This window comes from Kitasatospora sp. NPDC029367, from assembly GCF_055569135.1.
The window spans coordinates 90612-109365 of sequence record NZ_JBVHYH010000007.1; the positions used below are offsets into that span (position 1 = coordinate 90612).

General features: G+C 73.5%; 17 protein-coding genes, 1 tRNA gene and 1 other RNA gene. 11 read left to right on the top strand and 8 right to left on the bottom strand.

The genetic code is table 11. The annotated features are described in order from the left end of the window. Positions 1-73: 73 nt before the first annotated feature. The 3 genes from ACZ4W5_RS06620 to ACZ4W5_RS06630 form a co-directional block, all read right to left on the bottom strand. Positions 74-1408, bottom strand: coding sequence for an FG-GAP-like repeat-containing protein (locus ACZ4W5_RS06620; protein WP_465653348.1), 1335 nt, complete (start codon positions 1406-1408; stop codon positions 74-76). A 144-nt stretch (positions 1409-1552) separates the two neighbouring features. Further along, entirely contained in the window at positions 1553-1828 is a 276-nt protein-coding gene (locus ACZ4W5_RS06625) for a hypothetical protein (RefSeq protein ID WP_465653350.1), read from the bottom strand. Positions 1829-1834: 6 nt separating this feature from the next. Next, the gene (locus ACZ4W5_RS06630) at positions 1835-2083 is read right to left on the bottom strand and encodes a hypothetical protein (protein WP_360227118.1); all 249 of its coding nucleotides are present in this window, start codon (positions 2081-2083) and stop codon (positions 1835-1837) included. 289 nt (positions 2084-2372) lie between these two features. Here ACZ4W5_RS06630 and ACZ4W5_RS06635 point away from each other — a divergent pair, with 289 nt between their 5' ends. Next, the gene (locus ACZ4W5_RS06635) at positions 2373-3362 is read left to right on the top strand and encodes a helix-turn-helix transcriptional regulator (protein ID WP_360227115.1); all 990 of its coding nucleotides are present in this window, start codon (positions 2373-2375) and stop codon (positions 3360-3362) included. A 177-nt stretch (positions 3363-3539) separates the two neighbouring features. Here the strand turns inward: ACZ4W5_RS06635 and ACZ4W5_RS06640 are convergent. After that, positions 3540-3624, bottom strand: a tRNA-Ser gene (locus tag ACZ4W5_RS06640). A 108-nt stretch (positions 3625-3732) separates the two neighbouring features. On the opposite strand from ACZ4W5_RS06640, the gene ffs reads away from it, so the two are divergent. The 10 genes from ffs to ACZ4W5_RS06690 all read left to right on the top strand — a co-directional run bounded on the left by ffs (position 3733) and on the right by ACZ4W5_RS06690 (position 13823). Next, positions 3733-3829, top strand: an RNA gene (ffs, locus tag ACZ4W5_RS06645) — signal recognition particle sRNA small type. An 87-nt stretch (positions 3830-3916) separates the two neighbouring features. Next, positions 3917-6070, top strand: coding sequence for a DNA polymerase III subunit gamma and tau (locus ACZ4W5_RS06650; RefSeq protein ID WP_465653353.1), 2154 nt, complete (start codon positions 3917-3919; stop codon positions 6068-6070). Positions 6071-6162: 92 nt separating this feature from the next. Beyond that, entirely contained in the window at positions 6163-6504 is a 342-nt protein-coding gene (locus ACZ4W5_RS06655; protein ID WP_360227091.1) for a YbaB/EbfC family nucleoid-associated protein, read from the top strand. 182 nt (positions 6505-6686) lie between these two features. Beyond that, the gene (recR, locus tag ACZ4W5_RS06660) at positions 6687-7286 is read left to right on the top strand and encodes a recombination mediator RecR (RefSeq protein ID WP_344345751.1); all 600 of its coding nucleotides are present in this window, start codon (positions 6687-6689) and stop codon (positions 7284-7286) included. Next, positions 7279-7983 (top strand): DUF5063 domain-containing protein, encoded by a 705-nt coding sequence (locus ACZ4W5_RS06665; protein ID WP_360227087.1) that lies wholly within the window; start codon positions 7279-7281, stop codon positions 7981-7983. Before recR ends, ACZ4W5_RS06665 begins: the two co-directional genes overlap by 8 nt. 393 nt (positions 7984-8376) lie before the next feature. Further along, the gene (locus tag ACZ4W5_RS06670) at positions 8377-9657 is read left to right on the top strand and encodes an aspartate kinase (protein ID WP_030288196.1); all 1281 of its coding nucleotides are present in this window, start codon (positions 8377-8379) and stop codon (positions 9655-9657) included. A 28-nt stretch (positions 9658-9685) separates the two neighbouring features. Next, the gene (locus tag ACZ4W5_RS06675) at positions 9686-10747 is read left to right on the top strand and encodes an aspartate-semialdehyde dehydrogenase (RefSeq protein WP_465653356.1); all 1062 of its coding nucleotides are present in this window, start codon (positions 9686-9688) and stop codon (positions 10745-10747) included. A 388-nt stretch (positions 10748-11135) separates the two neighbouring features. After that, positions 11136-11681 (top strand): SigE family RNA polymerase sigma factor, encoded by a 546-nt coding sequence (locus ACZ4W5_RS06680; protein WP_254802531.1) that lies wholly within the window; start codon positions 11136-11138, stop codon positions 11679-11681. After that, the gene (locus ACZ4W5_RS06685; RefSeq protein ID WP_465653358.1) at positions 11674-12843 is read left to right on the top strand and encodes a hypothetical protein; all 1170 of its coding nucleotides are present in this window, start codon (positions 11674-11676) and stop codon (positions 12841-12843) included. The genes ACZ4W5_RS06680 and ACZ4W5_RS06685 overlap by 8 nt, the downstream gene beginning before the upstream one ends. A 176-nt stretch (positions 12844-13019) precedes the next feature. Next, entirely contained in the window at positions 13020-13823 is an 804-nt protein-coding gene (locus ACZ4W5_RS06690) for an SURF1 family protein (protein ID WP_465653360.1), read from the top strand. A gap of 9 nt (positions 13824-13832) precedes the next feature. Here the strand turns inward: ACZ4W5_RS06690 and ACZ4W5_RS06695 are convergent, their stop codons facing one another. From ACZ4W5_RS06695 to ACZ4W5_RS06710, 4 genes are all read right to left on the bottom strand, one after another. Continuing rightward, positions 13833-14579, bottom strand: a complete 747-nt coding sequence (locus tag ACZ4W5_RS06695; protein WP_465653362.1) for a hypothetical protein — start codon at positions 14577-14579, stop codon at positions 13833-13835. Continuing rightward, positions 14576-16426: a S9 family peptidase gene (locus ACZ4W5_RS06700; RefSeq protein ID WP_465653364.1), complete on the bottom strand. Its 1851-nt coding sequence runs from the start codon at positions 16424-16426 to the stop codon at positions 14576-14578. Before ACZ4W5_RS06700 ends, ACZ4W5_RS06695 begins: the two co-directional genes overlap by 4 nt. 95 nt (positions 16427-16521) lie before the next feature. After that, complete coding sequence (locus ACZ4W5_RS06705; protein WP_465653365.1) at positions 16522-17976, bottom strand: MFS transporter; 1455 nt, start codon at positions 17974-17976, stop codon at positions 16522-16524. Positions 17977-18243: 267 nt separating this feature from the next. Then, entirely contained in the window at positions 18244-18633 is a 390-nt protein-coding gene (locus ACZ4W5_RS06710; protein WP_465653367.1) for a nuclear transport factor 2 family protein, read from the bottom strand. Positions 18634-18754 lie beyond the last annotated feature (121 nt).

The following is an 18754-nucleotide window of genomic DNA, read 5'->3' on the forward strand; positions in this document are numbered from 1 at the left end:
AGGGGGAGTCGGGCAGCCGGTGTCCCGCACGGGGCGTCAGTGCGGGACACCGGAGTGAGCGGCGGGGCAGGTGCTACCAGCCGGTGGTGACCTGGACCTTGGCCGCGAAGCCGCCGCTGCCGTTGCCGGCCCAGCGGTAGAGGGTGCCGGTGGTGTCGTCGCGGGCGATCAGGTCGGCGTGGCCGCTGCCGGTGAAGTCACCCGCGGTGGTCTGGGTGAAGTCCCAGCCGCTGGTCAGCAGCTTCTTGGTGCTGAACGTGCCGCCGGCGTTGCCGCTCCAGAGGTAGAGGTTGCCGGAGGAGTCCCGGGCGACCAGGTCGGCTATGCCGTCGCCGGTGAAGTCGGCGGCGGTGGTCTGGGTGTAGTTCCAGCCGCCGGTCAGCAGCTTCTTGGCGCCGAAGGTGCCGTCGCCGTTGCCGGGCCACAGGTAGAGGTTGCCGGAGGCGTCCTGGGCGATGAGGTCGGCGTGTCCGGTGCCCCGGAAGTCGCCGGCCACGGTCTGGGTGTAGTTCCAGCCGCTGGTCAGCAGCTTCTTGGTGCTGAACGTGCCGCCGGCGTTGCCGCTCCAGAGGTAGAGGTTGCCGGAGGAGTCCCGGGCGACCAGGTCGGCCATGCCGTCGCCGGTGAAGTCCGCGGTGGCGGTCTGGGTGAAGTTCCAGCCGCTGGTGAGCTGCTTCTTGGTGCTGAAGCCCGCGCCCTTGTTGCCCGTCCAGACGGACAGGTTGCCTGCGGAGTCCTTGGCGAACAGGTCGGAGACCTTGTCGCCGTTGTAGTCCCCGGCGATCGTCTGCGAGTAGTTCAAGGTGACCGAGGGCTTCACGACCGGGCTGATGTACCCGCTGATGGTCTGGTTCCAGGGCGCGTCGCCCACCGCGTAGTGGGAGGTGCTCTCCTGCTGCACGATGCCCTGGGAGTGACCGCTCGAGTGGCCCTCGTTGCCACCGACCACGGTGATGGAGTCGCCGCTCACCGCGGTGACCAGCGCCACGTGGTCGGCGTAGTCGCTGGAGGCGTTGTAGTTGTAGACGACGGCGTCGCCCACCTGCGGGGTGCTGTGCAGGGTGCCGTAGGTCTTGCCGTAGTCGTAGACGCTGGCCGCGGTGTTGTCGATCGCGGAGAGGTGGGCGACGTCGTACTGGGACCACACCCAGCCGACGAAGTCCGCGCACCAGGCCTGGGACTGGCCGCCGGAGCCGTCGCAGCTGGTGCTCTGGCTGTTCAGCCCGGACGAGTAACCGCCGTGGGCGCAGGGCCCGTTGCCGACCTCTGCGGTCGCGGTGGCGGCGATCGAGGACGTCGTGCTCGCGTGGGCCGGGGCAACCGTCAGGCCGCTCACTGCGGCGGCGGCGATGAGCGCGGCCAGACCGGTCTGCTTGAGGCGACGGGTGGTGGGCATGGTCATGGTCATGACATAAGTCCTTCGATGAGGTGTGGCGCGGCGGAGGCCGTGCCAGGGTGCGGTGAGTCTGCGGGGAGAGGACTCTGCGGGAGGGCTCTGCGGGAGAGCTCTGCGGGAGGGCTCTGCGGGAGGCCTCTGCGGGAAGGCGGAGCCTTACTGCCCGAGCAGCGGTATGACGTACCGGGAAAAGATCTTTGACCTGGTGGCGAAGCCGAGCAGCTCGCACGCATGTGCCGCTGCCTCACTCGGGCTGCCGGCCCGGAGGAACAGGATGAGGTCGATACCGTGCGGACCGGCACGGGCGCGGACGTGTTCCAGGCCGTGGCGCGACTGGGCGTGCGCCCACAGGGCGTCGTGCACGGTGTGCGCGTCGGCTTCCTCGGAGCCCGTGCTCACCACCTGGTGCAGGGTCAGGTGGACGATGTGCACGGCAGGTCAGTCCCAACCGATGCTGTCGGCCTGCGGGCCGCCGCTGAGGGCCGAGCCGGCCGGGGTGACGTCCCAGCCGATGGAACTCGCCGTGACGCTCGCCGCCGTGGTGCTTGCCGCCGTGACGCTCGCCACCGTGACGCTTGCCACCGTGGTCTGCGCCCCGGCCGCCGTCGTCAGTGCGGCCGGTGCGGTGCCGAGGAACAGCGCGGCGGTGATGGCGGAGACCTTGAGCAGGCGGGCGGCGTTAGGCATGGCGGTACCCCTGTCGGTGAAGTGTGTGGGGAGGCGGGAGGCCTCGGAGCGGTCCTGGCGAGCGGGTTTCGTTCTCGCCGCTGTGCCGGTGATCAATATCTTGCTGCCCGGAGAGGCCCAGTGGAATGGGTTCGGCCTGGCGCCAAGGAGCCAATGGGCCTGTCACCTTGGTGCCTCCGGCCTCCGGGGTCCGCGTGGCCGGACTTGGTTGCCGCTGCTGTACCTTGCTGGAAAGGTCGCCCGCGAAGCTGGGGAACGATCTTTCAGTGGCTAGCTGGGGGGCGCTTTCATGCTGGAAATGCTGGGGCTGGACCGGACCGTCGAGGCTGTCTACCGGGGGATGCTCACCGACCCCGAAGTCGGGGTCGCGGAGCTGTGCGCGCAGCTGGCCCTGCCGGAGAGCACGGTGCGCGAGGCGCTCGACGAACTCGCTGATCTCACGATCGCGCGGGACTCCCCCTTCCATCCGACCGGGCTGCGCGTGGTCGAGCCCCCGGTCGCACTGGAACTGATGCTCCTTCGGCAGGAGGAGGAGCTCGCCCGCCGCCACCACGAACTGGCAACGCAGAAGACGGCGATGGTCCGTGCGGTGGCCGAGTGCGCCCAACTGCGACCGGGAGTCGCCGTCGTCGGTGGCTCGGAGCGCCTGGTCGGGATGGAGGCGATCCAGGCGAAGCTGAGGGTGCTGGCCAAGGAGCTGCAGGGTGAATGCCTGGCGGTGATGCCCGGAGGCGGCCGGTCCCAGGAGAGCCTCGACGCGTCCAGGCCGCTCGACGCGGAGGCGCTGGGACGCGGTGTCGCCCTGATGACGCTCTACCAGGACAGCGTGCGCAACGACCCGGCCACCCTCGCGTACGCGCAGTGGATGACCGATGCCGGCGGACAGGTGCGTACCGCCCCGGTCCTGCCGCCTCGCATGCTGGTGTTCGACCGGCAGGTCGCCGTGCTGCCGATCGACCCCACGGACACCCGCCGTGGGGCGCTCTGCACGCGGGAGGAGGGGATCGTGGCCGCGCTGCTCGCCCTGTTCCAACAGGCCTGGGACACCGCCGTCCCGCTCGGGGCGGACCGCCAGCGCGAGACGGACACCGGCCTGAATCCCACCGAGAAGGAGCTGCTGAAGCTCCTCGCCACCGGCCTGACCGACGAGGCCGCCGGCAAGCGTCTCGGGGTCTCCTTGCGGACCGTGCGCCGCCAGATGGCCGCCCTCATGGAGCGCCTGGACGCCACCAGCCGGTTCGAGGCGGGCCTCAAGGCGGCCCAGCGCGGCTGGCTCTGAGCCAGGCCGGGCGCTCTCCCGGGGGAGCGCCCGATGTTCCCACTGATCAAGACTGTGGTGTTCGATGCCATCGGCGAGGTCCGAATCCCATCGGAGCAGGAACACCTGCAACCACGGAACGACGAAGGCCCGGACCGCTGAGCGGTCCGGGCCTTCGTTTGCCCAGGTGGGCAGAGGCGGAGGATACGAGATTCGAACTCGTGAGGGGTTGCCCCCAACACGCTTTCCAAGCGTGCGCCCTAGGCCTCTAGGCGAATCCTCCGTGGGAGAGCTTAGTACATGTTTCGGGGTGCTCGCGACCAGCTATCCCGCAGGCCGAGGGGTGGGGGTGGCCTGTGGATCGTCGGGCCTGGGATCCGGTAGTGTGGGGGTCAGCCCCTCGTGTGGCGTCATCTCTCTGAACCCCCCCAGGGCCGGAAGGCAGCAAGGGTAGGAGGGCTCTGGCGGGTGCACGAGGGGTCTTTGCGTTCCCGGGGGCGTGCGGGCCGTGGGGAGAGTGGGGCCGGGGTGAAGGGGCGACGCGTTTGTCCGTCCGTCCCGATATCGTCGGTGGTGTGTCCCTAGCCCTGTACCGCCGCTACCGCCCCGAGACCTTCGCGGAGGTCATCGGGCAGGAGCACGTGACCGCTCCGCTCCAGCAGGCCCTGCGTAACAACAGGGTCAACCACGCGTACCTGTTCAGCGGGCCGCGCGGCTGTGGCAAGACGACGAGCGCGCGCATCCTGGCCCGTTGCCTGAACTGCGAACAGGGGCCGACGCCGACGCCCTGCGGGGAGTGCCAGTCCTGTCGGGACCTCGCGACCGGCGGGCCCGGCTCCATCGACGTGATCGAGATCGACGCCGCCTCGCACGGTGGTGTGGACGACGCGCGTGAGCTGCGCGAGCGGGCCTTCTTCGCGCCGGTGCACAGCCGGTACAAGATCTTCATCCTGGACGAGGCGCACATGGTGACCTCGGCCGGGTTCAACGCGCTGCTCAAGGTGGTCGAGGAGCCGCCGGAGCACCTCAAGTTCATCTTCGCGACCACCGAGCCGGAGAAGGTGATCGGGACGATCCGGTCCCGCACCCACCACTACCCGTTCCGGCTGGTCCCGCCCGGCACCCTGCGCGACTACCTGGCGGACGTCTGCGGCCGCGAGGGCATCCAGGTCGAGGACTCGGTGTTCCCGCTGGTCGTACGGTCCGGCGCGGGCTCGGTCCGGGACTCGATGTCGGTGATGGACCAGCTGCTGGCCGGTGCCGCCGAGGGCGGCGTGACCTACCAGATGGCGACGGCGCTGCTCGGGTACACCGACTCGGCGCTGCTGGACGAGGTGGTGGACGCCTTCGCGGCGCAGGACGGCGCGACGGTGTTCCAGGTGATCGACCGGGTGGTCGAGGGCGGGCACGACCCGCGCCGCTTCGTCACCGACCTGCTGGAGCGGCTGCGCGACCTGGTGATCCTCGCCACCGTGCCGGAGGCCGGGGAGAAGGGGCTGATCGACGCCCCGGCGGACCGGGTCGCGGTGATGCAGGCGCAGGCGGACGCCTTCGGCGCGGCCGAGCTGAGCCGGGCCGCGGACATCGTCAACACCGGGCTGACCGAGATGCGCGGCAATGCGGCGCCCCGGCTCCAGCTGGAGCTGATCTGCGCCCGGGTGATGCTGCCGGGCGCGTACAGCGACGAGCTGTCGTTGCAGGCGCGGCTGGACAAGCTGGAGCGCCGGGCCGCGGCGGGCGGATTCGCGCCGCAGGCCGGGATGGCACCGATGGCCGGGATGGCACCGGCGGCACCGATGGCCGGGATGGCGCCGGCACCGGCGCCCGTGGCCGCCCCGGTGGCCCCGCAGGCGGCCCCGCCGGTCGAGGCGGCACCGGCCCCCGCCCCCGCCCCCGTGCAGCCCCCGGCCCCGGCCGGGCCCGCCCCGGGCGCCTGGCCGATCGCGCGCAGCTTCCCGCCCGCCGGCGGCGCACCGGCCCCCGCCGCTGCTCCCGCCACCCCTGCCACCCCCGCGCCGCAGCCGCAGGCCGTCCCGCAGCCCGCGCCGACCCCGCCCCCGGCCCAGCCGGCCCCCGCCCCCGCGCCCGGCGGTCAGCCGTCCGCGGCCGCGCAGCAGGGTGCCGCGCAGGTCCGCCAGCTGTGGCCGCAGATCCTGGAGGCGGTGAAGAACCGCCGCCGCTTCACCTGGATCCTGCTCAGCCAGAACGGCCAGGTGGCCGGGTTCGACGGCAGTGTGCTCCAGGTCTCGTTCATCAACGCCGGTGCCCGGGACAGCTTCGTCGGCAGCAACAGTGACGACGTGCTGCGCCAGGCGCTGTCGGACGCGCTGGGCGTGGACTGGCGGATCGAGTGCATCGTCGACCCGTCCGGTGGCGCGGGCGCGCCGCCGGCGGCCCCGGCCCCGGCCGGCGGCGGCTGGGGGGCCCCGGCTCGTCCGGTGGCCGCCCCGCCGGTGGCCGCTCCCGCCCCCGTGCAGGCCCCGCCGCAGGCGCAGGCCCCGGCCCCGGTGCAGGCACCGCCCCGGCCGCAGGTGCAGGCGCCCGCGCCGGTGCAGGCCCCGCCGCCGGTGGCGTCCCCGGCCCGCCCGGTGCAGTCGGTGCGGCCGGAGGACGACATCCCGGAGGAGGACGACCCGGACCTCAACGAGGAGACGTTCTCCGGCCAGGAGCTGATCATCCGCGAGCTGGGGGCCACGGTGCTGGAGGAGATCCACCACCGCGGCAACTGAGCACTCCCCGGGAGCGGGGCCACAGCGGCCGCCCCGGGCCCGTAGGCTCGACCGTGACGAACGACGAACCGTGTGACAGCAAGGAGTGAGCCGTGTTCCCCGGTGGTGGTCAGCCCAACATGCAGCAGCTGCTCAAGCAGGCGCAGAAGATGCAGGAGGAGCTCGCGAAGGCCCAGCAGGAGCTGGCCGAGGCGAAGGTGAACGGTACGGCGGGCGGCGGCCTGGTCGAGGCCACGGTGACGGGTTCGGGCGAGCTGGTGGCGCTGACCATCGCCCCGGCCGCCGTGGACCCGGAGGACACCGAGACCCTGGCCGACCTGGTCCTGGCGGCCGTGCGGGACGCCAACCAGGCGGCCCAGAAGATGCAGGCCGAGCGGATGGGCCCGCTGACCCAGGGCCTGGGCGGCGGCGGCATCCCCGGTCTGCCGTTCTAGGGAAACCCCAGGCAGGGACCCCACCACGGGGGTCGACGGTCTGGAGTTCAGACGGTGGACCCATGTGATTTCTGTGGGAGTCGGGCGTCGGGCGGTGTGTCCGGCGCCCGATTCGTTGGATGATGGCACCGGGGCACCTCCGACCAGGAGCACCACCGGACCATCCGAGGGAAGGCGCGACGTTGTACGAGGGCGTGGTTCAGGACCTGATCGACGAACTGGGCAGGCTGCCCGGCGTCGGGCCCAAGAGCGCCCAGCGGATCGCCTTCCACGTGCTGCAGGCCGACCCGGTCGACGTGCGCCGCCTCGCGCACGCGCTGCTGGAGGTCAAGGACAAGGTCCGCTTCTGCGCGGTCTGCGGCAACGTCGCGGAGGCCGAGCAGTGCCGGGTCTGCCTGGACCCGCGGCGCGACCTCGGCGTCATCTGCGTGGTCGAGGAGCCCAAGGACGTCGTCGCCATCGAGCGCACCCGTGAGTTCCGCGGCCGCTACCACGTGCTGGGCGGCGCGATCAGCCCCATCGAGGGCGTCGGCCCGGACGACCTGCGCATCCGCGAGCTGCTCGCGCGCCTCGCGGACGGCACGGTCACCGAGCTGATCCTGGCCACCGACCCCAACCTGGAGGGGGAGGCGACCGCCACCTATCTGGCCCGGCTCTGCAAGCCGATGGGCTTGAAGGTGACCCGGCTGGCGAGCGGACTGCCCGTCGGCGGGGACCTGGAGTACGCGGACGAGGTCACCCTCGGTCGCGCCTTCGAAGGGAGACGACTGCTCGATGTCTGACCGGACGATCAACCAGCAGCCCCACGGCTCCCCGCAGCCGGAGGCCGGGGCGCCCGCCCCGCACATCCACGGCCACGGCTCCGAGCCGGACGACTTCGCCGTGCAGATCGCCGACTCGGTGGAGAGCTTCGTGCTCGCCGTCACCGAGGTCGCCAAGGGCGACGAACCGGGCAGCGCGGTCTCGCTGCTGCTCCTGGAGGTTTCACAGCTGCTGCTGGCCGGCGGCCGGCTGGGCGCGATCGAGGACGTCGTCCCCGAGGACCGCTTCGAGCCCGACGCCGGGCCGGAGCCGGACGGCGAGCAGCTGCGCGAGCGCCTCGCCGCGCTGCTCGCGCCGATCGACGTCTACCACGAGGTCTTCGACCCGTACGGTCCGCCGGAGAAGCCGAACGCCTTCCGGATCTCGGACGATCTGGCCGGCGTGGTCAGCGAGCTCCAGCACGGGCTGACCCACTACCGCGAGGGCCGGGTCAGCGAGGCGCTGTGGTGGTGGCAGTTCTCGTACCTCTCCAACTGGGGCACGACCTGCACGGCGGTCCTGCGGGCGCTGCAGTCGCTGATCGCCCACGTCCGGCTGGACAGCCCGATCGGTGCGGCGCCGGACGGCGCGGACACCGACGACGACGGGCTGACCGACGAGCAGCTGGAGCAGCAGGCGGGCGACCTGATGGCGGCCGAGCTCGGCCTCGGCCGGTAGGCGGTCCCGGCCGGTCGGCCACCGGCCGGGCGGCTCACCAGAGCCGCGCACCAGAGTCGCCCACCCGAGCCGCCCACCCGGGCCGTAACCGGGGGTCGCGGCGGGCCATCCGTGATTGTGACGAATGCCTCAGCAATCCCCCCGGAAAAGAAATCCGGCCGGGGCACCCGGTATTCGTCCGAGGATTCTTCGGAACGGCGCCCGGTGCCCCGCAGACCTGCCGGTGGCACCGCCCGTACCGCCGCCCACGTGCTGAAACAGCCGTCTCATCATATGGAAAGCGCCGGTCAGGGCACCCCTGCTCGCTAGACTGGCGCGGACCGCACCCCCCTTTCCCCCGGGGGGTACGGGGGCCTGGCGCCCCCGGAAAACGACACTAGTCGAGGAGCGCACGTGGGCCTTGTCGTGCAGAAGTACGGCGGCTCATCCGTTGCGGATGCCGAAGGCATCAAGCGCGTTGCCCGCCGAATCGTTGACGCCAAGAAGGCCGGCCATGAGGTCGTCGTCGTGGTGTCCGCGATGGGCGACACGACGGACGAGCTCATCGAACTCGCGGAGCAGGTGTCACCGCTTCCTGCCGGCCGTGAGTTCGACATGCTGCTGACCGCTGGAGAGCGCATCTCCATGGCGCTGCTGGCCATGGCGATCAAATCCCTGGGGCACGAGGCCCAGTCCTTCACGGGGAGCCAGGCCGGTGTCATCACGGACTCCGTCCACAACAAGGCGCGCATCATCGACGTGACGCCGGGTCGCATCCGCACCGCCCTGGACGAGGGCAACATCGCGATCGTGGCCGGCTTCCAGGGCGTGTCCCAGAGCAGCAAGGACATCACCACGCTGGGCCGTGGCGGCTCGGACACCACCGCCGTCGCGCTGGCCGCCGCGCTCAAGGCCGAGGTCTGCGAGATCTACACCGACGTGGACGGCGTGTTCACCGCCGACCCGCGCGTGGTGAAGAAGGCGCGCAAGATCGACTGGATCGCGTACGAGGACATGCTGGAGCTGGCCTCGTCCGGCTCCAAGGTGCTGCTCGACCGCTGTGTCGAGTACGCGCGGCGCTACAACATCCCGATTCACGTACGCTCGTCCTTCTCGGGTCTTCCCGGGACGATCGTCAGCAACGACAACCCGAACAAGCCCGAAGGGGGCGAGATGGAGCAGGCCATCATCTCCGGAGTCGCCCACGACACCTCCGAAGCCAAGGTCACGGTCGTCGGCGTGCCCGACAAGCCGGGCGAGGCGGCGCGCATCTTCCGCGCCATCGCCGACGCCGAGGTCAACATCGACATGGTGGTGCAGAACGTCTCCGCCGCGTCGACCGGCCTGACCGACATCTCCTTCACCCTGCCGAAGACCGAGGGCCAGAAGGCCATCGACGCGCTCGGCCGGGTCAAGGAGGGCATCGGCTACGAGTCGCTGCGCTACGACGACGCGATCGGCAAGATCTCGCTGGTCGGCGCCGGCATGCGCTCCAACCCTGGCGTCACCGCGACCTTCTTCGAGGCGCTCTCCGCCGCGGGCGTGAACATCGAGCTGATCTCCACCTCGGAGATCCGCATCTCGGTGGTCACCCGCGCCGACGACGTGCCGGAGGCGGTCCGCGCCGTGCACAGCGCCTTCGGGCTGGACAGCGAGAGCGACGAGGCCGTCGTCTACGGCGGCACCGGTCGATGACCCGGGAGCCGGGCGGGGGCACCGGGCGGTGACCCGGCGGCCCAACCTCGCCGTCGTCGGCGCCACCGGCGCGGTCGGCGAGGTGCTGCTCGGCCTGCTCTCGCTCCGTCAGGACGTCTGGGGCGAGGTCCGACTCGTCGCCTCCCCGCGCTCGGCCGGCCGTGCGCCGGTCGTACGCGGGGTGCCGGTCGAGGTGGTCCCGCTGACCGAGGAGGCCTTCTCCGGGATCGACGTCGCCGTGTTCGCCGTCCCCGACGAGGTCTCCGCCCAGTGGGCGCCGATCGCGGCGGCCAAGGGCGTCGTGGTGGTCGACGACTCGGCCGCCTTCCGTACCGTCGGGGACGTGCCGCTGGTCGTCCCCGAGGTGAACGCGGCCGCTCTGCGGATCCGTCCGCGCGGGATCGTGGCCAGTCCGGCCGGTCCCACGCTGGCGCTGGTCACCGCGGTCGGCGCGCTGCACGCCGAGTACGGGCTGGAGCAACTGGTGGTGGCCACCTACCAGGCCGCCAGCGGCGAGGGCCGGGCCGGCACCGCGGCGCTGCGCGAGCAGACCGCCCTGGTGGCCGGCACCGAGGTCGGCCGGCAGACCGGCGACCTGCGCGCGGTGATCGCCGACGAGGGGCCGTTCGCCGCCCCGCTCGCCCTGAACGCGGTGCCCTGGACCGGCGGCCTCCAGGACGGCGGCTGGTCCGCCCAGGAGCTCGGCCTGCGCGACGAGGCCCGCAAGGTCCTCGGCCTGCCCGCGCTCAAGGTCTCCGCGACCTGCGTGCGCATCCCGGTGGTGCGCACCCACGCGCTGGCCGTGCACGCCCGCTTCGAACGGGAGGTCAGCCAGGAGCACGCCCAGGACATCCTGCGCGAGACGCCCGGCGTGGTCCTCTACGACGACCCGGCGGCCGGGGAGTTCCCCACCCCGAACGACGCGGTCGGCACCGACCCGGTCTGGGTCGGGCGGGTGCGCCGGGCGCTGGACGAGCCGGACGCGCTCGACCTCTTCCTGTGCGGCGACAACCTGCGCAAGGGGGCCGCGCTCAACCTGGTGCAGATCGCCGAGCTGGTGGCCGCCGAGCTCACCGTCGCGCCGGACTGACGGCGGGCCGGGCTGGGCAGGGGGGCGGGCCGAACTGACGGCGGCCCGAGCTGAGGGCGGACCCAACTGACGGTGGGCCGGACTGACGGTGGGGGAGGCTCAGGATCCGTCATCAGCCCGGTTCTGCGGGCCCCTTGTGCCCGAGGACGTCCGGACCTGTGTCCGCTCCTCGACACAATCTGTCCGGAATCCCGTGGGAATCCCCTGGAGGCCGCTTCCGCCGATGCGGAAGAATGGCCCCCGGGCTGGGCAACCATGACAGGGGATCGAGTGTCCAACGGGCGTGGCGAACGCGATGGTGGGGGCAAGGGCGGGCATCGGGGCGAGAGCCGTGGTGGCCTTCCCGGCGCGTTCCCCGCGGCCTTCGAGTAGGCCGGAAGACGACCAGATGACGGCGGCCGCACCCGGTGCGGCGGACTCCGGCGCGGGTACCGACGCGGGTACCAGCGAGGACCTGCTCACCGAGACCTACCAGGCGCACTACCGCTCGCTGCTGCGCCTCGCCGCGCTGCTCCTGGACGACCTCTCCACCTGTGAGGACGTCGTGCAGGAGGCCTTCATCCGGGTGCACGCCGCCCGGCGCAGGGTGCGCGAGCCCGAGAAGACCCTGGCCTACCTGCGGCAGACGGTGGTCAACCTGTCGCGCTCCACGCTGCGACGGCGGATCCTCGGCCTGCGACTGCTGCCCAAGCCGATGCCTGACATGGCCAGTGCAGAAGAAGGTGCCTACGATGCCTTGGAGCGCGACCAGCTGAAGGCCGCGCTGAAGGGTCTGCAACGCCGTCAGCGGGAGGTTCTGGTGCTGCGTTACTTCGTGGACATGACGGAGGCGCAGGTGGCCGAGACCCTGGGCATCTCGCTCGGTTCGGTGAAGGCGTACGGCTCCCGCGGACTCGCCGCCCTCCGGACCCAGATGGAGGCCGGCCATGGCTGACGGCGCCCGGCAGCGGCCCGGGGACGACCACCTCCCGGACCTCTCCGTCGAGGAACGGGCGCTGCGCGAGCTCATGCACCACGCGGTGGACCGGATCCAGCCCGGAGTCGGCGCCCTGCCGCGGATCCGTCAGGCCGTACCCCGGCGGCGGGCCGCCCGGCGCGGGGCCTGGACGGGCGCGGCGGCGCTGGCCCTGGCGGTCGCGATCGCGCTGCCCGTCCTGCACGAGGGCGACCACCTCGGCCTGTCCGGCGGGCCCGGCTCGGCGAACACCGGTGGCGCGACCCTCGCCGCCCCCACCGGCAGCGCGGTCGGCGGCAGCACCACCGGCGGGGGCACGCGCTCCGGCCCCGGCGGGGTGGGCAGCAGCTCCCCGACGGGCTCCGGCAGCGCCTCGCCGAGCCCCGGCGCGGACGCCACCCGCACCGGTCCCGCCACCCCCACCGGGGCCCCCGGCACCGGGGACGGCGGGATCGTCCCGCTGTGCACCCGCTCCGACCTCGGCCAGGGCACCGCCCAGGTCGGCCCGGCGGACACCCAGGGCCGGATCTACGGCTCCTTCACCGTGTACAACGTCTCCGGCCGCAGCTGCCGCCTCGGCGGGCCGGGCGCGGTGGCCGTCACCGACGTCAACGGCACCGACCGCACCCGGGTCCGCTCCGCCGACCACACCCCCGGTGACCCGGCCGGCAACCTGCCCGCGATGGACGCCGAACCGCCGCTGCTCGCCCCGCAGGCCGGGTACAAGGTGCCGTTCGCCTGGATCCCGGACCAGGGCTGCGGCTCCTCCGGCGGCGCCACCACCGCGCCGACCTCCGGCACCAACCAGGCGGCCCTGACCACCCAGGGCCCCGCCGGCTCCTCCGGCGCGGCCCCGAACTCCGGCACCGGCGCCTCGGTGGCGCCGAGCTCCAACCCGCAGGCCAGCCCCTCGCCCACCTCCGGGCCCACCGCGGCGCCGAGCCCGACCGCCACCCCGAGCGGCAACCCGACCGGCGCCCCGCCCACCGCGACCATCGCCCACACCCCGGCCCCCGGCAGCCCGGCGGTCGCCACGGCCTCGCTGCCGGTCGGGTGCGGGGGGACGCTCTACCGGGGCGGGGTCCAGCCGTCCGGCGGCGGGTCGGCGGCCCGGCCCTCGGGGACGCCCGCGGCGGGCTGACCGGGGGCCGGGGTGTGGGCGTCGTCGGGGTGGGGCTCGGGATCGGCGCGGGCGTCGTCGGCGTGGGGCTCGGGATCGGCGCGGGCGTCGTCGGCGTGGTGTTCCCGGGCTGATCCGGCGGGCGGAGGCGGACCCTGTGGTCCGGCGCGGTGTGAGGAGTGGTTACCGTGGGGGGTGTGTACCGGTTCCTCCTGACTCCGCGCTGGCTGGGCGGCACAGCCCTGGCCGTGGCGGCCGTGGCGGTCTGCGTCTGGCTGGGTTCCTGGCAGCTCGGCCGGTTCGAGGACCGCGTCTCGACCCATCAGGAGACCAAGCAGTCGCTCACCGCTTCGGGTGAAGCCCGCCCGATCGACGCGCTGCTCGGCCCGGCCACTCCGCAGGTGACCACGAAGACCGTCGGCAAGCCCGTCACGGTTGCCGGGGAGTACGACTCCGAGCACCAACTCCTCGTCCCCAACCGGGTGTTGGACGGCAAGCAGGGCTACTACGTGCTCACCCCGCTGCGCACCGCCGACGGACACGCCGTCGCCGTGGTGCGGGGCTGGGCGCCCGGCAACCCGCCCGCCGACCCGGCCGGCGCCGCCCACGCGGCCGAGCCGGCCCCCACCGGACCGGTGACGGTGACCGGGCGGCTCCAGGCCAACGAGTCGGTCGGCAGCAACGGCGCGGTCGCGGGCGGCCTGCCCGCCGGGCAGCTCGGCATGATCAACCGGGCCTCGCTGCTGAACGTGCTGGCGTACGACGGCTGGTACGACGGCTGGGTCTCCGCCGACCAGGTGCCCGCCGGGCTGACCGTCGTACCGACCGTGCAGCCGCAGGGCGGGGACGGGCTCACGCTGCGGGCCTTCCAGAACCTGGGCTACACGCTGGAGTGGTTCGTCTTCGGCGGGTTCGTGGTCTTCATGTGGTTCCGCCTGATGCGCCGGGAGGCGGAGGCGGAGCAGGACCGGGCCCTCGGGCTGGACCCGGTCCTGGACTGAGCCGCCCGGTCAGCGGGTCGGCTTGCCGGGGGCCGGGGTGGTTGCCGGCGTGGTCGCCGGGGTCGGCTTGAGTGGTGCGGTCGGGGTCCCCGACGGGGTCGACGAGCTGCCCCCGCTGCCTTCACCGGCTCCGCTGCCGAACGGCGTCGCGGTGTCCTCGTCCACCGGCGCGCTCCCGCCGTGGCAGTGGCCGCGGCCGGCCGACCCGTTGTTCGAGCCGTAGTGGTCGATCTGGTGGTGCGTGGTGCGCCCGTTGCCCTTTGAACCGCTGGTGCCGTTCGAACCGGACGAGCCCTGGGAGCCGCTCGATCCGCCGGAGCCGTGCGACCCGCTGGAGCCGTGCGACCCGTTGGACCCGCTCGATCCGCCGGAGCCGCCCGAACCGCTGGACCCGCTGGACCCGCTGGAGCCGTGCGAACCAGTGGACCCGCTCGACCCGCCGCGCTCGGCCACGTCCTCCTCCGCGCCCGGTTCGTCGGACGCCCGGAAGACCGTCGACCCGGCCACCGGCGCGCTCGCCCGGGTCGCCGAGCCGCTGGGCGCGGGCACCGAGGGCGCGGCGGCGGGTGGCGGGGGCGTGGCCGGAGCGGTCGACGCCCCGCCCGCCCCCGGCGTGGCCGTGGCCGTGGCTGTGGCCGGAGCCGGAGCCGGGGCAAGGGGCGGGCAGGCCGCCTCGTCCCCGTGCGAGCCCGAGCAGCCGCTCAGCAGCAGCACCCCGGCCACCGCCGCCCCCGCGACCGTCAGCAGACGTCTCACCCAGCCGCTCCGGCCCCGCCGTCGGGGATCCCGAGGTGCCGCCGGACGAAGTCGATCTCCAGCCGCAGCTGCCGGATCCGCTCCTCCACCACCAGCGAGCCGTGCCCGGCGTCGTAGCGGTACACCTCGTGCGGCTTGTCGAGCTGCTCCAGCCGCTCGACGTAGTTCTCGATCTGCCGGATCGGGCAGCGCGGGTCGTTGACCCCGGCGCTGATGTACACCGGCACCCGCACCTGCTCGACGTAGGTCAGCGGCGAGGAGGCGGTGAAGCGCTCGGGCACCTCCTCCGGAGTGCCGCCGAAGAGGGTGCGGTCGAGCGACTTGAGCGCCTCCATCTCGTCGGCGTACGCGGTGTGGTAGTCCGCGACCGGTACCGCGGCGACGCCCAGCGACCAGCTGTCGGGCTGCACGCCCAGGCCGAGCAGGGTGAGGTAGCCGCCCCAGCTGCCGCCGGTGAGCACCAGTCGCTGCGGGTCGGCGAGGCCGCTGGAGACGGCCCACTCCCGGACCGCCGCGATGTCCTCCAGCTCGATCAGGCCGACCCGCTCGTGCAGCGCGTCCGTCCAGGCCTGGCCGTAGCCGGTCGAGCCGCGGTAGTTGACCCGGACCACCGCGAAGCCGTGGTCCAGCCAGGCGGCCGGCCCGGCCGCGAAGGAGTCGCTGTCGTGGTGGGTCGGGCCGCCGTGGACCTCGAAGACCGTCGGGTACGGCCCCGGGCCCCCCGTCCGCGGGCGCTGCACCAGGGCGTGCACCCGCCCGCCGGGCCCGTCCACCCAGACGTCCTCGACCGGGACGGAGCCGGGCGGCACCGGGCCGGGCGCCCGCAGCACGACCGTGCCCGCGGTGGAGCGGACGGCGGAGGGCTCGGCGGCCGAGGACCACAGGTACTCGACGGTGCCGTCCGGGCGGGCGGTGGCGCCGCCGACCGTGCCGCGCGGGGTCTCCAGGCGGGTCAGCCGGCCGTCCGCGAGGTCGTACGTGAACAGCTCGCTGCGCGCCTCGTACTCGTGCTCGACCAGCAGCGCCCCGGCGCCGGGGCGCCACTGCGCGGAGACGTCGCCGGGCAGCTCGCGGCCCTGCTCGTCGCGGAGCGGGAGGGCGGTCTCGGCGCCGGTGGCGACGTCCCAGATCATCGGCTCCCAGCGCCCGGTGCGCTGGTGGGCGACCAGCAGCCGGGTGTCGCCCTCGACCGGGGCGAAGCCCAGGCAGGCGACGCCGCGCGGCTCGTCCCGGCCGGTGACCTCGTCCAGTTCGGCGACGGTCTCGATGCCGTCCCCGGTGAGCCGGACCACCCGGATGGCGGAGTGCATCGCGTCGCCGTGCTCGGTGTGGTCGATGGCCAGCAGGGTGGCGTCGTGGCTGAGGTCGCCGACGCCGCCGTACTCCTCGTGCCGGTAGATCTCGACCGGCTCGGCCGCGCCCGGGCGGCGCAGGTGCAGGGTGGTGCCGTCCTCGTCGGTGGAACGGCCGACGACCACCGTGCCGTCCCGGCCCAGCGCCAGGCCGGCCGAGTAGGAGGCGGCGAGGCCGGGCACGGCCTCCTCGTCCGGGCCGCCCGCGAAGGGCTGGCGGCGCCAGACGCCGAACTCGTCACCGTCGTGGTCGTCGAACCACCAGATCCAGGCGCCGTCCGGGGACAGTTCGGCGTCGGTGGTGTCGTTCGGCCGGTCGGTGACCTGGCGGTGGGTGCCGGTGGCACGGTCCCAGGCGTAGACCTCGTAGGTGCCGGTCGCGTTGGACACGTACAGCGCCCGGTCGGGGGCCTCCTCGGCCCAGTCGGGCAGCGACACCCGGGCCGCCCTGAACCGCTGCTCCCACGCCGGTACCGCGCTCTTCTCCTCGCTCATCCGACCATCCAACCCGATCGGGGGGACGGAACGGAACGGGCGGGCGGGGATCGCCCCGCCCGCCCGGCTTCCTCAGCGGCGTGCTCGTACGGCGTTCACGGACGGCGCGGCGCCAGCCGGACCAGGCCCACCAGCACCAGCTCCAGCACCGCCAGCACCACGGTGCTGCGGACGAAGGCCGCGGTCGGGTCGCCGGCGCCGTAGTAGACCAGGCCGATCAGCGCGACCCCGACGGCGCCGCCGACCTGCTGCACGGTGGCCACCGCCCCGGCCGCCGCACCGGCCAGCCCCGGCTCCACGACCGCCAGGGCGACGGTGGTGACCGGCGCGATCACCAGGCCCATGCCGAGGCCGTCCACGAACAGCCCGGGCGCCAGCCACCAGACGCTGCCGTCCGCGCCGGCGTCGGCGGCGAGCGCGAGCAGGACCAGCCCGACGGCCATCAACAGCCCGCCGACGGTGATCGTGCGCGGCTCGCCGAGGCGCGAGGTGACCCGGTGGGTGGAGTGCGAGGTCAGCAGGTAGCCGAGGCCGATCGCGGTGAACACCAGGCCGGCGCCGAGCGCGTCCAGCCCGCGGGCCAGCTGCAGGTGCAGGGCGAGCACCAGGAAGAACGAGGCCTGGCCGAGCCAGAAGACCAGCTGGGCGAGCAGTCCGGTGCCGAAGGCGCGGCCGCGGAACAGCCGGGTGTCCACCAGCGGGGTGCCCCGGCCGGTACTGCGGTGCTGGTGGACGGCGAACGCCACCAGCACGGCGACCGCCGCGCCGAGGCAGAGCACCGTCCACAGCGGCCAGCCGAGGCCGGGCCCCTGGATCAGCGGCAGCACCAGGGCGGTCAGCCCGACCGTCACCAGCACCACCCCGACCGGGTCCAGGCCCGGCCGCTGCGGCGCCCGCGACTCCGGCAGGCAGCGCCGGACGGCGGCCAGCGAAGCCAGGCCGATCGGCAGGTTGATCAGGAAGCAGCTGCGCCAGCCCAGGCCGAGCAGGTCCGCGCGGATCAGCAGCCCGCCGATCAGCTGGCCGAACACCGCGCCGACGCCCATCGTCAGTCCGTACCGGGCGAAGGCCCGGGCCTGCGCGGCGCCGCTGAACGCCGTCCGCAGGATCGCCAGCACCTGCGGGCCCATCAGCGCGGCCGCCAGGCCCTGCGCCACCCGGGCGCCGACCAGCGCGGCCGCCGTGGGGGCGAGGCCGCAGCCCGCCGAGGCGAGGGTGAACAGGGCCAGGCCGAGCGCGAACACCCGGCGTCGGCCGTACCGGTCGCCGAGCCGGCCGGCGGTGACCAGCCCGACGGCGAGGGCCAGGCCGAACCCGGCCACCACCCACTGGACGGCCGCCGGGCCGGCACCCAGATCGGCCTGGACGGAGGGGACCGCGACGTTGACGACGAAGGTGTCGAGGGCGGTCATGAAGGTGGCGGTCAGGATCACCGGCAGCAGACCCCGGGGAGCGGGTGCCACCGGGGCTGACGGGGTGGCCGGGGCAGCGGGGGCAGCCGAGGCAGTGGGGATGGGGGCTTCGGCGGGGGCTTTCAGCGCGGTGCTCAACTCGGGTCTCCTCTCTCGGGCGCCCCGCGTTCAGGGGGCGGGGCGGGGCGCCGCCGTGGGGGTGCGGCGCCCCTTGGGCCGGTCCGCCGGACATTCGGACGGGCGTCTGGCACGGACGTACGTATGAGTTGGACGGCCGTCTGGGTCGGACGTACGTCTTGCTCGTACGTCCGTCTTACCAGGCCATTCGCCTGGCTCGGTGTCCGTCTGAGTCGTACGTCCGTCTGCCCCGGACGCCCGCGCCCGGCTCGGACGTCCGTCCCGGACTCAGGCGCCCGGCACGCGGTCCAGGAACCCGTGCACGGTGCCGATCCGGCCCTCCGGGGTGGCCGCCAGCACGTCGAAGCCGATCACCACCGGCTCGGCGCCGGCCGAGCCGAGGTTCCAGGTGAACCGGGCGATGTCGTGGTGGGCGTCCACCGGGCCGAGGGTGAACTCCAGCCCCGGGAACTGGGCCTGGGCCGCGCCGATCAGCGCGTCGATCGCGTCCCGGCCGGCCACGGCGGCCAGCGGGTCGGTGTAGCGGCCGTCCTCGGCCCACACCTCGTCGATCAGCTTGCGGCGGGCGGCCGGGTCGGTCTCGTTCCAGACCGCCAGGTAGCGCTCGGCGAGCTGCTGGAGAGCGGCGGTGGTGATCGCGGTGGTGATCTCGGTCATGGTCATCTCCCGTGTTCCGGTGGGCCGTTGGCGGGTCGTTCCCGCTGCTCACAAAGGTAGGGACGGGCTGCCGCGGGCGAATCGGTCACGGATAGGCATGGGGGTGCGTAGGTATTCGCAC